This is a genomic window from Leifsonia poae, assembly GCF_050632865.1.
Taxonomy (GTDB): domain Bacteria; phylum Actinomycetota; class Actinomycetes; order Actinomycetales; family Microbacteriaceae; genus Leifsonia; species Leifsonia poae_B.
In genome coordinates this window covers 13360-25337 of sequence record NZ_JBODSA010000004.1, presented here as the reverse complement: position 1 = coordinate 25337, position 11978 = coordinate 13360, and the positions used below count along the sequence as shown (strand labels likewise).

Genomic DNA, 11978 nt, shown 5'->3' with positions numbered 1-11978 from the left:
CGTGGCCGACATCCTGGTCCTGAACGGCCCCAACCTCGGTCGCCTCGGCACCCGGGAGCCCGACGTGTACGGCTCCGGGACGCTCGACGACCTCCGCGCCGTGCTGCAGGAGGACGCGGGCGACGACACCATCGACCTGCGCCAGACGGACGACGAGGCGCAGCTGCTCGGCTGGCTGCACGAGGCCGCGGATTCCGGCGCGCCGGTCATCCTGAACGCCGGCGCGTGGACGCACTACTCGTATGCGCTGCGGGACGCGGTGTCGCTCGTCACGAAGGCCGGCGGCACCGTGATCGAGGTGCACCTGTCGAATCCGCACGCCCGCGAGGAGTTCCGGCACACCAGCGTGCTGACCGCCGTCTCCACCGGCGTCATCGCGGGCTTCGGCTTCGAGTCGTACCGGCTGGCGCTGGCGTTCATTCGCCGAAACCGGCGCTGACGTCTAGAATCTTCTGGGGCCTTCTGCGCTCCCCGCATCTTTCTCTCACCCAACGAAACGGAACATCCTCTTGGCTTCTACCGCTGACATCAAGAACGGCGTCGTCCTCAGCATCGACGGACAGCTCTGGACCGTGATCGAGTTCCAGCACGTCAAGCCGGGCAAGGGCGGTGCGTTCGTCCGCACCAAGCTCAAGAACGTCACCACGGGCAAGACGGTCGACCGCACCTACAATGCCGGCGCCAAGATCGACATCACCAACGTCGACCGCCGCGACTACCAGTACCTGTACCAGGACGGCGCGGACTTCGTCTTCATGGACACCTCCGACTACGACCAGATCACCATCCCGGGCCCGGTCGTCGGCGACGCCGCCAACTTCATGCTCGAGAACCAGAACGTGACCGTCGCGCTGCACGAGGGCTCGCCGCTCTACGTCGAGCTCCCGGCCTCCGTCGTGCTCGAGATCACCTACACCGAGCCGGGCCTCCAGGGCGACCGCTCGACCGGCGGCACCAAGCCCGCGACCGTCGAGACCGGCTACCAGATCCAGGTCCCGCTGTTCCTCGAGACCGGCACGAAGGTCAAGGTCGACACCCGCACGGGCGACTACCTCGGCCGCGTCAACGACTAGATGAGCGCGCGCACCAAGGCCCGTAAGCGCGCCCTCGACGTCCTCTACAGCGCCGACCTGCGGCAGACGCCGCTGCGTCAGGCGCTCGCGACCGAGGCCGAGCGCGCGGCGTCCCAGCCCGCCCGCGAGGCGTCGTGGCTGTACGCCCGCGAGATCCTGGACGGGGTCATCGAGCACCAGGACGAGATCGACGAGCAGATCGAGACGTACGCCCAGGGGTGGACGCTCGCCCGCATGCCCGCCGTCGACCGCGCCATCCTGCGCATCGGCGTCTGGGAGGTCCTGTACAACGACGAGGTGCCGGACGGCGTCGCGATCTCCGAGGCGGTCGAGGCCGCGACGGTGCTCTCGACGGACGACTCGGCCGGGTTCGTGAACGGCCTCCTCGCCAAGATCGCCCAGGCCAACGGCACGGCGAACCGCGGATGAGCGCCCGCCTGCGCCGGATCGCGGCGGCCGTGGCGCTGGCCGTCGGCGTCGCGGTGGCGGCGGCGGGATGCTCGCTGCTCGGCGGCGCGTCGAATGTCCCGGTCGCGACGGACGCGCCCCCGAAGGGCACCGACGGCGCCGTCGACTTCGACGGCGGCTTCATCGTCGCGGGCAGCGGCGACAAGAAGGTCGACATCTGGTTCGACGCGATGTGCCCGGTGTGCGGCGCGTTCGAGCAGGCCAACGGCACGACGCTCGCGGACGCGGTCGACAACGGGGACATCACGCTGCGGCTGCATCCGCTGACGTTCCTCGACGCGCTCTCCAACGGCACGGGCTACTCGACCCGCGCGGCCGCCGCGCTGACGTGCGTCGCGGTCACGGACGAGAACGCGGTCCTGCCGTTCTACCAGGCGCTGTTCACCGACCAGCCGGAGGAGAACTCCGACGGGCTGACGGACAAGGAGCTGGCGAAGCGGGCGAGCGCCGCGGGCGCGGGCGACATCTCCGCCTGCCTCGCCGACAGCGGACCGTACCAGGCCTGGGCGCAGCAGAACACGAAGGACTCCCAGAAGGGCCCGATCGTGGTCGACGGCAAGAAGGTGCTGGACGTGATCAAGGGCACCCCGACCGTCCTCGTGAACGGAGAGCAGTATCCCGGCGGCGTGAGCGACAAGAAGGCGTTCACGACGTTCCTGAACGACCACTGACCCGCGCGCGGCTGCCGGCGCCCTCGGCGGCGGCTGGTAGGGTGGTGGTCGTAGGCATCCTTTAAGAGCCGTCCTGTGAGGCGGGGAAGGAGGTCGGCATGACAGCGCGCACCGTGCTGCAACAGGCTGACATCGCCCGGGCGTTGACTCGGATCTCCCACGAGATCCTGGAGTCCAATCGGGGAACGGACGAACTGGTGATCCTCGGGATCCCGACCCGCGGCGTCGTGCTCGCGCGGCGGATCGCCGAGAACATCCAGCGCATCGAACCGGCGGCGGTCCATTCGCCTGCCGACATCGTGGGCGCGCTCGACGTGACCATGTACCGCGACGACCTGTCGCGCCACCCCACCCGCACCCCGCAGCCGACCTCGCTGCCCGGGCCGATCGACGGCAAGACCGTGGTGCTGGTGGACGACGTGCTCTTCTCGGGCCGGACCATCCGTGCCGCGCTCGACGCGATCAGCGACCTGGGCCGCCCGCGGGCGGTGCGCCTCGCGGTGCTGGTCGACCGCGGCCACCGTGAGCTGCCCATCCGCGCCGACTTCGTGGGCAAGAACCTGCCGTCGGCGGCCTCCGAGCGCATCTACGTGCGGCTCGACGAGACCGACGGCGAGGAGTCGGTGACCATCGAGGAGCCGGCGGGGGTGGACGCATGAGGCACCTCCTCTCCACCCGCGGCCTGTCGCGCGACGACGCCATCCAGCTGCTCGACGTCGCCGAGGACATGGCGGACGTGCAGGAGCGCGAGGTCAAGAAGCTCCCGACCCTGCGGGGCAAGACGGTCGTCAACCTGTTCTTCGAGGACTCGACCCGCACCCGCATCTCGTTCGAGGCCGCGGCCAAGCGGCTCTCGGCCGACGTGATCAACTTCTCCGCAAAAGGCTCCAGCGTGAGCAAGGGCGAGAGCCTGAAGGACACCGCACAGACGCTGCAGGCGATGGGCGCGGACGCGGTGGTCATCCGCCACGGCTCCTCAGGCGCTCCGCAGACGCTCGCGACGAGCGGGTGGATCGACGCCGGCATCCTGAACGCGGGCGACGGCACGCACGAGCACCCGACGCAGGCGCTGCTGGACGCATTCACCATGCGCCGCCGGCTGCACGGCTCCGCGTCGCGCGGCAAGGACCTCGCCGGAGTGTCCGTCGCGATCGTGGGCGACATCCTGCACTCCCGCGTCGCGCGGTCGAACGTGTGGCTGCTGCAGACCCTCGGAGCCCACGTGACGCTGGTCGCGCCGCCGACGCTGCTCCCGGTCGGCATCGACGGCTGGCCCGTCCGCGTGCGCTACGACCTCGACGAGGCGATCGCCGACGGAGCGGACGTGGTGATGATGCTGCGCATCCAGGCCGAGCGGATGAACGACGCGTTCTTCCCCAACTCCCGCGAATACGCGCGCACCTGGGGACTGGACGAGGAACGGCTCGGCCGTCTCAAGGCCGATAGCATTGTGATGCACCCGGGACCGATGAACCGCGGGCTGGAGATCTCGGCCGCGGCCGCGGACTCCCCGCGCTCGACGGTCCGGGAGCAGGTCGCCAACGGTGTCTCCGTACGGATGGCGGCCCTGTACCTGCTGCTCAGCGGCAGCGGCAGCGGCAGCGGTAGCGGGCAGGTGGTGTGAGGTGAGTGTGGAGAAGTTCCTGATCGTCGGCGCGACGCTGGCCGACGGCTCCCGTGCCGACCTGCTGGTCGACGAGGGCCGGATCGCCGAGGTCGGCAGCGGGCTGAGCGCCGTGGGCGCGACCCGGATCGACGCCGACGGCCTCCTGGCGCTGCCGGGCCTGGTCGACCTGCACACGCACCTGCGCGAGCCCGGCTACGAGCAGAGCGAGACCGTGCTGACCGGCACGCGGGCCGCCGCGGCGGGCGGGTTCACGGCGGTGTTCGCCATGGCGAACACGTCGCCGGTCGCCGACACCGCGGGTGTCGTGGAGCAGGTGCTGAGCCTGGGGGAGGCCGCCGGCTACGCCACGGTCCGCCCGATCGGCGCCGTGACCGTCGGACTCGCGGGGGAGCGGCTTGCCGAGCTCGGCGCGATGGCCGCGTCCCGCGCCCGTGTCCGTGTCTTCTCGGACGACGGCAAGTGCGTCTCCGACCCGCTGCTGATGCGCCGGGCGCTGGAGTACGTGAAGGCATTCGACGGAGTGATCGCCCAGCACGCGCAGGAGCCGCGGCTCACCGAGGGCGCCCAGATGAACGAGGGCGAGCTGTCCGGCGAGCTGGGACTGGCCGGCTGGCCGGCGGTCGCCGAGGAGTCGATCATCGCCCGGGATGTGCTGCTCGCCGAGCACGTCGGCTCCCGCCTGCACGTCTGCCACGTCTCCACCGCGGGCAGCGTCGACGTGATCCGCTGGGCCAAGGCCCGCGGCATCGACGTCACGGCCGAGGTCACGCCGCACCACCTGGCGCTGACCGAGGAGCTGGCCTCCGGCTACGACGCGCGCTACAAGGTCAACCCGCCGCTCCGCCGCCGCGAGGATGTGGAGGCGCTGCGCGCCGGCCTCGCCGACGGAACGATCGACATCGTCGCCACCGACCACGCTCCGCATCCCGTCGAGTCGAAGGACTGCGAGTGGGATGCCGCCGCGTTCGGCATGGTCGGCCTGGAGTCCGCGCTGTCGGTGGTCCAGGCGAGTGTGGTCGACAACGGGATGCTCGGCTGGACAGACGTCGCCCGCGTGCTCTCCGTGACTCCGGCCCGGATCGGGCGACTCGACGGCCACGGCGGCCCGCTCGAACAGGGAGCCGCGGCGAACCTGTTCCTGTACGACCCGACCGTGTCCCGGACCTTCTCGACCGGAGACCTCGCGGGCAAGGGCGTCAACTCGCCGTACCTCGGCCTCACCCTCCCGGGACGGGCCGTCGCGACCTTCCACCACGGCCGTCCGACCGTGCTCGACGGCGCCGTGCGCGACGCGGAGGAGGTGGGCGCGCGTGGATAAGCTGCTCCCCACCCTCGGCATCCTCGCGGTCGTCGTCATCGTGCTCGTCCTCGCGGTCGTCGGCTGGCGGCGCCGTGTGCGGCGCGACAGCGGCGCGGGCGCCGGCTACACCACGCCCGGGACGCTGAGCGCGCCGACCGCCGAGGCTGACGCCCTGTACGTCGCCACCACGAAGGCCGGCCAGCACCTCGAACGCCTGGCGCTCCCGGGGCTCGCGTTCCGCGGCAAGGCCGTCGTGACGGTACGGCCGGAGGGCGTCGCGATCGCGGTGACCGGCGAGACGCCGGTGTTCATCCCGGCCGCCGTCGTCACGGGCGTCGGCGCGGCGAGCGTCGCCATCGACCGTGCGGTCGAGCGCGACGGCCTGCTCCGCCTCGGGTGGACCACCAGCGGCGGCACGGCCGCCGACAGCTACTTCCGGGTCGTCGACCCGGCCGGCCGCGCGCAGTTGACCGCGGCCATCCATGAAATCGTCCCCGGAGCGGATGCTCCGGACGCGGCGGGCGCGCCCCGCCCGAACGACAAGGAGGTGTGACGTGCTCGCAACAGACCCCGCGGTGCTCGTCCTCGAAGACGGAACACGTTACGTCGGCCGGGCCTACGGCGCCCGCGGACGCACGCTCGGCGAGGCCGTCTTCGCGACCGGCATGACTGGCTACCAGGAGACCCTGACCGACCCGTCGTACGCCGGGCAGATCGTCCTGCAGACGGCGCCGCACATCGGCAACACCGGCACCAACGACGAGGACATGGAGTCGCGACAGATCTGGGTCGCCGGCTACGTCGTCCGCGAACCCAGCCGCGTCGTCTCGAACTTCCGTGCCCAGCGCAGCCTCGACGACGACCTCGTCGCGCAGGGCGTGGTGGGGATCAGCGGCATCGACACCCGCGCGGTCACCCGTCACATCCGCTCGGCCGGGGCGATGCGCTCCGGCATCTTCTCGGGCGACGACTTCGACCTGAGCGAGAGCGAGCAGCTGGAGCTGGTGCTCGCCGGCGAGAAGATGCGCGGCCGCAACCTGTCGGCCGAGGTCTCGACCGTCGAGCCGTACACGGTACCGGCCATCGGCGAGAAGGTCGGCTCGGTCGCCGTGCTCGACCTGGGCGTCAAGAAGTCGACCCTCGACAACCTCGCCGCCCGCGGCCTCGACGTGCACGTGCTCCCGCAGCAGGTGTCGGCACAGGATGTGCTCGGGCTCGGCGTCTCGGCGCTGTTCTTCTCGAACGGCCCCGGCGACCCTCAGGCGTCCGACAAGCACGTCGCTCTGCTGCAGGAGACGCTGCGTGCCGGCCTGCCGTACTTCGGCATCTGCTTCGGCAACCAGCTGCTGGGCCGCGCGCTCGGGCTCGACACCTACAAGCTGCCGTTCGGCCACCGCGGGATCAACCAGCCGGTGCTCGACAAGCGCACCGGCCGGGTCGAGATCACGGCGCAGAACCACGGCTTCGCGGTGAAGGCTCCCATCGACGCCGCCTTCGACTCGCCCGCCGGCTTCGGCCGCGTCGAGGTCAGCCACTTCTCGCTCAACGACCAGGTCGTCGAGGGGCTGAACTGCCTCGACCTGAACGCCTTCAGCGTGCAGTACCACCCGGAGGCGGCGGCCGGCCCGCACGACGCCAACTACCTCTTCGACCGCTTCCTGGACATGATCAGGGCCCAGCACAGCGAGTCGGCGACCAACGACCAGGAGAACAACTGATGCCCAAGCGCGACGACATCAACTCCGTCCTCGTCATCGGCTCCGGCCCGATCGTCATCGGCCAGGCGGTGGAGTTCGACTACTCCGGCACCCAGGCGTGCCGCGTGCTCAAGGCCGAAGGCGTGCGCGTCATCCTGGTCAACTCCAACCCGGCGACGATCATGACCGACCCCGACTTCGCCGACGCCACCTACGTCGAGCCGATCACCTGGCAGGTCATCGAGACGATCATCGCCAAGGAGAAGCCGGACGCCATCCTGCCGACCCTGGGCGGCCAGACCGCGCTCAACGCGGCCATGCAGCTGCACGAGCACGGCATCCTCGAGAAGTACGGCGTCGAACTCATCGGCGCGAAGTTCGAGGCCATCCAGAAGGGTGAGGACCGCCAGATCTTCAAGGAGTTGGTCGTCGAGGCCGGCGCCGAGGTCGCGCGCTCGCACATCGCCCACACGGTCGAGGAAGCGCTCGAGTTCGCGGAAGACCTCGGCTACCCGCTCGTCGTCCGCCCGTCGTTCACCATGGGCGGCCTCGGCTCGGGCTTCGCGTACACGCCGGAGGAGCTGCGCCGGATCGCCGGCGACGGCATCCACCAGAGCCCGACCAGCGAGGTGCTTCTCGAGGAGTCGATCCTCGGCTGGAAGGAGTACGAGCTCGAGCTCATGCGCGACACCGCCGACAACACGGTCGTCGTCTGCTCCATCGAGAACGTCGACCCGGTCGGCGTGCACACCGGCGACTCGATCACCGTCGCCCCGGCGCTGACGCTGACCGACCGCGAGTACCAGAAGCTGCGCGACATCGGCATCGACATCATCCGTGCCGTCGGCGTCGACACCGGCGGCTGCAACATCCAGTTCGCGGTGAACCCCGAGAACGGCCGCATCATCGTCATCGAGATGAACCCGCGCGTGTCGCGGTCGTCCGCTCTCGCGTCCAAGGCGACCGGCTTCCCGATCGCGAAGATCGCGGCGAAGCTGGCCATCGGCTACCGCCTGGACGAGATCCCGAACGACATCACCAAGGTGACGCCGGCGAGCTTCGAGCCCACGCTCGACTACATCGTCGTCAAGGTGCCGCGGTTCGCATTCGAGAAGTTCCCGGCCGCCGACCCCACGCTGACCACCACCATGAAGTCGGTCGGCGAGGCCATGGCGATCGGCCGCTCCTTCACCAGCGCCCTGCAGAAGGCTCTGCGGTCGCTGGAGAAGCGCGGGTCGTCGTTCCACTGGGGCGAGCAGACGCGCACGGTGGACGAACTCCTCGCCTCCATCGCGACGCCGACCGACGGCCGCATCGTCGACGTGCAGCAGGCCCTCCGCCTGGGCGCGACGCCGGAGCAGGTCTTCGAGGCCTCGAAGATCGACCCGTGGTTCATCGACCAGATCGTCCTGATCAACGAGGTCGCCGACCTGATCCGGGACGCGCCGACGCTCGACACCGAGACCCTGCGCTACGCCAAGGACCACGGCTTCTCCGACGCCCAGATCGGCGAGCTGCGCGGGTTCGGCGAGGCGGACGTGCGCGAGGTGCGTCACATCCTCGGCGTCCGCCCGGTCTACAAGACGGTCGACACCTGCGCAGGCGAGTTCCCTGCGCTCACGCCGTACCACTACTCCAGCTACGACCTGGAGACCGAGGTGGAGCCGAGCGACAAGCGCAAGGTCGTCATCCTGGGCTCCGGCCCGAACCGCATCGGCCAGGGCGTCGAGTTCGACTACTCGTGCGTGCACGCGTCGTTCGCGCTCCACGACGCCGGGTTCGAGACGATCATGATCAACTGCAACCCGGAGACGGTCTCCACCGACTACGACACCAGCGACCGGCTCTACTTCGAGCCGCTGACGCTGGAAGACGTGCTGGAGGTCATCCACGCGGAGTCGCAGACCGGCGAGCTCGTCGGCGTCGTCGTGCAGCTCGGCGGCCAGACCGCGCTCGGGCTCGCGAAGGGCCTGGAGGCCGCCGGCGTCCCGATCCTGGGCACCACGCCCGAGGCGATCGATCTGGCGGAGGAGCGCGGCCTGTTCGCCGGGATCCTCGAGAACGCCGGCCTGGTCGCCCCGCGCAACAGCACCGCGGTCGACTACCCGTCGGCGGCGCACGCGGCCGAGCAGATCGGCTACCCGGTGCTGGTCCGCCCGAGCTTCGTGCTCGGCGGCCGCGGCATGGAGATCGTGTACGACAACGCCTCGCTCGCCGACTACTTCGAGCGGGTCGCGGGCCAGGGGATCGTCGGGCCGTCGCATCCGCTGCTGGTCGACCGCTTCCTCGACGACGCGATCGAGATCGACGTGGACGCGCTCTACGACGGTGAGCGGCTGTACATCGGCGGCGTGATGGAGCACATCGAGGAGGCCGGTGTGCACTCCGGCGACTCGTCGTGCACCCTCCCGCCGATCACGCTCGGCCGCCGCGAGATCGACCGCGTGCGCGAAGCGACGCTGAAGATCGCCGAGGGGATCGGCGTCCGCGGCCTGCTGAACGTCCAGTTCGCGATCGGCGCCGGCGTGCTCTACGTGCTGGAGGCGAACCCGCGCGCGTCCCGGACCGTGCCGTTCGTGTCCAAGGCGCTCGGCATCCCCCTGGCGAAGGCCGCGTCGCGCCTCATGGTCGGCGAGACGATCGACGGTTTGATCGCCGAGGGCCTGCTGCCCGCCGAGGACGGCTCGCTCATCCCGATGGACTCGCCCGTCGCCGTCAAGGAGGCCGTGCTGCCGTTCAAGCGGTTCCGGACCAAGGAGGGGACGGTCGTCGACTCGGTGCTCGGCCCGGAGATGCGCTCGACCGGCGAGGTCATGGGCATCGACAAGGACTTCCCGACCGCGTTCGCGAAGAGCCAGTCCGCGGCCTACGGCGGGATGCCGCTGACCGGGACGGTCTTCGTCTCGGTGTCCGACCGCGACAAGCGCGCCGTCGTCCTGCCGGTCCTGCGCCTGGCGCAGCTCGGGTTCGGGATCGTCGCCACCGAGGGCACCGCCGAGGTGCTGAACCGCAACGGCATCGAGGCGCGTATCGTGCGCAAGCACAGCGACGCGCTGGAGTCCGGCGGAGACTCGATCGTCGACATCATCAACCGGTCCGAGGTGGATGTGGTGATCAACACCCCGAGCGGGCGCTCGGCGCGCGCCGACGGGTACGAGATCCGCGCCGCGGCCGTGGCGGCGGACAAGCCGCTGTTCACGACCATCGCCGAGTTGAGCGCCGCGGTCGCGTCGCTGGACGCGATCCGCGAGGGCTTCGATGTGAAGTCGCTGCAGGAGTACGCCGTGGAGAGGGCCGCACGCGTATGACGTTCGGCGACCGGCTCGCGCAGGTCTTCGCCGAGCGCGGCCGGCTCTGCGTCGGCATCGACCCCCACGCCCACCTTCTGGAGGCGTGGGGGCTGCCGGCGAGCGCCGATGGGTTGCGGTCGTTCGGGCTGACGGTCGTGGAGGCCGCCGCCGGACGCGCGGGGATCGTCAAGCCGCAGGTCGCGTTCTTCGAGCGGTTCGGCGCGGCCGGGTACGCCGCCCTGGAGGAGGTGCTGGCCGCCGCGCGCGAGGCCGGGCTGCTGGTGATCGCCGACGCCAAGCGCGGCGACATCGGCACGAGCGTCACGGCGTACGCCGAGGCCTGGCTGACTCCGGGTTCGCCCTTGGAGGCCGATGCGCTCACCGTCGCCGCGTACATGGGCGTCGGGTCGCTGGCCGACACGATGGCGCTGGGGGAGCGCGCGGGCAAGGGCCTGTTCGTGCTGGCAGCCACCTCCAATCCGGAGGCCGCGGCCGTGCAGCAGGCGATCGTGCAGAGCGGCCCGTGGACCGGGCGGTCTGTTGCTCGTGCGATCATCGAAGACGTGCATTCGTTCAACCAGGAGCAGCCGGGCCGGCGCCCGTTCGGCACCGTCGGGCTGGTGCTCGGCGCGACCGTCGAGCTCGCCGACTACGGGATCGACGTCCACACCGCGGGGGAGCGGACACCCGCCCTGCCCGTGCTGGCCCCGGGCTTCGGCCACCAGGGCGCGAAGGTCGAGGACGCGCCCCGGCTGTTCGGGTCGCTCGCGAGCGGCGTGATCGTGAGCGAGTCCCGCGGGCTGCTGAACGCGGGCCCGCAGGGCCTGGCGGAGGCGATCGACCGCCGCGCCGAGGAGGTGCGGGCCGCGCATGTCTGACGCCGCAGCATCCTCCGACCGCGCCGCCCGTCCCGCTCCGCCCGAGGTCGACCGGCAGGCCGCCTCGCAGGCCGCCGTGGCCGCACGCCGCGCACGCGCCGCCGTGAAGGCGACCATCGCGTCCCGTGAGGTCTCGCCGCTGACCGTCCTCGATCACGCCACCGCGGACCCGGAGGGCGTCGAGGGCCGTCTGCGGGTGACCGAATTCCTGCTCAGCGTGCCCGCGATCGGGCAGACCAAGATGCAGGATGCGCTGGACCGCCTCCAGATCTCGCCCGCCAAGCGGCTCGGCGGCCTCGGCCGGCACCAGCGGCTGCGCCTCCGCGAGTTCCTGATCGAACGTGAGAACCGGAGCCTGCGCCAGCGCAACCGCCTCGTCGTGCTCGCGGGCCCGACCGCGGTCGGCAAGGGCACGGTCTCGACCTACATCCGCGAGAACTACCCGGATGTGCTGCTCTCGGTCTCCGCGACCACCCGCAAGCCGCGTCCCGGCGAGGTGGACGGCGTCAACTACTACTTCGTCGACGACGCCGAGTTCGACCGGATGATCGTCGAGGGCGAGCTCCTGGAGCACGCGACCGTGCACAACGCCTACCGCTACGGGACGCCGCGGGCGCCCATCGAGAAGGCGCTGGCCGCCGGCCGCAGCGTCCTCCTCGAGATCGACCTGCAGGGCGCACGCCAGGTGCGGGCGTCGATGCCGGAGGCGCGGCTGATCTTCCTGCTCCCGCCGACGTGGGAGGAGCTGGTCCGCCGCCTCATCGGCCGCGGCACCGAGGACGCCGCCGAACAGCAGCGACGGCTGGAGACCGCGAAGGTCGAGCTGGCCGCCCAGGACGAGTTCGACTACAAGGTCGTCAACCACGACGTCGCGACCGCGGCCCGCGAGGTCGTAGACTTGATGAAGGTCCGCGCGGCGCCGTCGCGTCCGTGAGCCCTCTTCCCGCGCCCTCGCAGGCGCGCCCACCGTCCCC

Annotated in this window: 12 protein-coding genes; all 12 read left to right on the top strand. The window is 70.8% G+C overall.

Going from position 1 to position 11978, the window contains the following annotated elements:
* The first annotated feature begins 1 nt into the window (after position 1).
* The 12 genes from ACRAWB_RS17710 to gmk all read left to right on the top strand — a co-directional run bounded on the left by ACRAWB_RS17710 (position 2) and on the right by gmk (position 11938).
* Positions 2-439 carry a type II 3-dehydroquinate dehydratase gene (locus tag ACRAWB_RS17710; protein WP_431354562.1) on the top strand — a complete coding sequence of 146 codons (438 nt, stop codon included), beginning with the start codon at positions 2-4 and terminating at the stop codon, positions 437-439.
* A gap of 70 nt (positions 440-509) precedes the next feature.
* A complete protein-coding gene (efp, locus tag ACRAWB_RS17705) occupies positions 510-1073 on the top strand; it encodes an elongation factor P (RefSeq protein WP_064109199.1) in 564 nt (187 codons plus the stop codon).
* Positions 1074-1502 (top strand): transcription antitermination factor NusB, encoded by a 429-nt coding sequence (gene nusB / locus ACRAWB_RS17700; protein ID WP_431354561.1) that lies wholly within the window; start codon positions 1074-1076, stop codon positions 1500-1502.
* Positions 1499-2212, top strand: coding sequence for a DsbA family protein (locus tag ACRAWB_RS17695; RefSeq protein ID WP_431354560.1), 714 nt, complete (start codon positions 1499-1501; stop codon positions 2210-2212). Before nusB ends, ACRAWB_RS17695 begins: the two co-directional genes overlap by 4 nt.
* Positions 2213-2310: 98 nt before the next feature.
* Positions 2311-2871: a bifunctional pyr operon transcriptional regulator/uracil phosphoribosyltransferase PyrR gene (gene pyrR, locus ACRAWB_RS17690; protein ID WP_431354559.1), complete on the top strand. Its 561-nt coding sequence runs from the start codon at positions 2311-2313 to the stop codon at positions 2869-2871.
* Positions 2868-3836 (top strand): aspartate carbamoyltransferase catalytic subunit, encoded by a 969-nt coding sequence (locus tag ACRAWB_RS17685; protein WP_431354558.1) that lies wholly within the window; start codon positions 2868-2870, stop codon positions 3834-3836. The genes pyrR and ACRAWB_RS17685 overlap by 4 nt, the downstream gene beginning before the upstream one ends.
* A gap of 1 nt (position 3837) precedes the next feature.
* A complete protein-coding gene (locus tag ACRAWB_RS17680) occupies positions 3838-5157 on the top strand; it encodes a dihydroorotase (protein WP_431354557.1) in 1320 nt (439 codons plus the stop codon).
* Entirely contained in the window at positions 5150-5692 is a 543-nt protein-coding gene (locus ACRAWB_RS17675) for a hypothetical protein (RefSeq protein WP_431354556.1), read from the top strand. Before ACRAWB_RS17680 ends, ACRAWB_RS17675 begins: the two co-directional genes overlap by 8 nt.
* Positions 5693-5714: 22 nt before the next feature.
* Positions 5715-6857, top strand: a complete 1143-nt coding sequence (gene carA, locus ACRAWB_RS17670) for a glutamine-hydrolyzing carbamoyl-phosphate synthase small subunit (protein WP_431354810.1) — start codon at positions 5715-5717, stop codon at positions 6855-6857.
* Positions 6857-10144 (top strand): carbamoyl-phosphate synthase large subunit, encoded by a 3288-nt coding sequence (carB, locus tag ACRAWB_RS17665; RefSeq protein ID WP_431354555.1) that lies wholly within the window; start codon positions 6857-6859, stop codon positions 10142-10144. The genes carA and carB overlap by 1 nt, the downstream gene beginning before the upstream one ends.
* The gene (gene pyrF / locus ACRAWB_RS17660; RefSeq protein WP_431354554.1) at positions 10141-11004 is read left to right on the top strand and encodes an orotidine-5'-phosphate decarboxylase; all 864 of its coding nucleotides are present in this window, start codon (positions 10141-10143) and stop codon (positions 11002-11004) included. Before carB ends, pyrF begins: the two co-directional genes overlap by 4 nt.
* Positions 10997-11938 carry a guanylate kinase gene (gene gmk, locus ACRAWB_RS17655; RefSeq protein WP_431354553.1) on the top strand — a complete coding sequence of 314 codons (942 nt, stop codon included), beginning with the start codon at positions 10997-10999 and terminating at the stop codon, positions 11936-11938. Before pyrF ends, gmk begins: the two co-directional genes overlap by 8 nt.
* The last annotated feature ends 40 nt before the right edge of the window (positions 11939-11978 follow it).

What these genes read in the sequence shown, in the direction of transcription:
- nusB (WP_431354561.1), top strand. Translation starts at nt 1,074, where the DNA reads ATGAGCGCGCGCACCAAGGCCCGTAAGCGCGCCCTCGACGTCCTCTAC.
- ACRAWB_RS17695 (WP_431354560.1), top strand. Translation starts at nt 1,499, where the DNA reads ATGAGCGCCCGCCTGCGCCGGATCGCGGCGGCCGTGGCGCTGGCCGTC.
- pyrR (WP_431354559.1), top strand. Translation starts at nt 2,311, where the DNA reads ATGACAGCGCGCACCGTGCTGCAACAGGCTGACATCGCCCGGGCGTTG.
- ACRAWB_RS17685 (WP_431354558.1), top strand. Translation starts at nt 2,868, where the DNA reads ATGAGGCACCTCCTCTCCACCCGCGGCCTGTCGCGCGACGACGCCATC.
- carB (WP_431354555.1), top strand. Translation starts at nt 6,857, where the DNA reads ATGCCCAAGCGCGACGACATCAACTCCGTCCTCGTCATCGGCTCCGGC.
- pyrF (WP_431354554.1), top strand. Translation starts at nt 10,141, where the DNA reads ATGACGTTCGGCGACCGGCTCGCGCAGGTCTTCGCCGAGCGCGGCCGG.
- gmk (WP_431354553.1), top strand. Translation starts at nt 10,997, where the DNA reads ATGTCTGACGCCGCAGCATCCTCCGACCGCGCCGCCCGTCCCGCTCCG.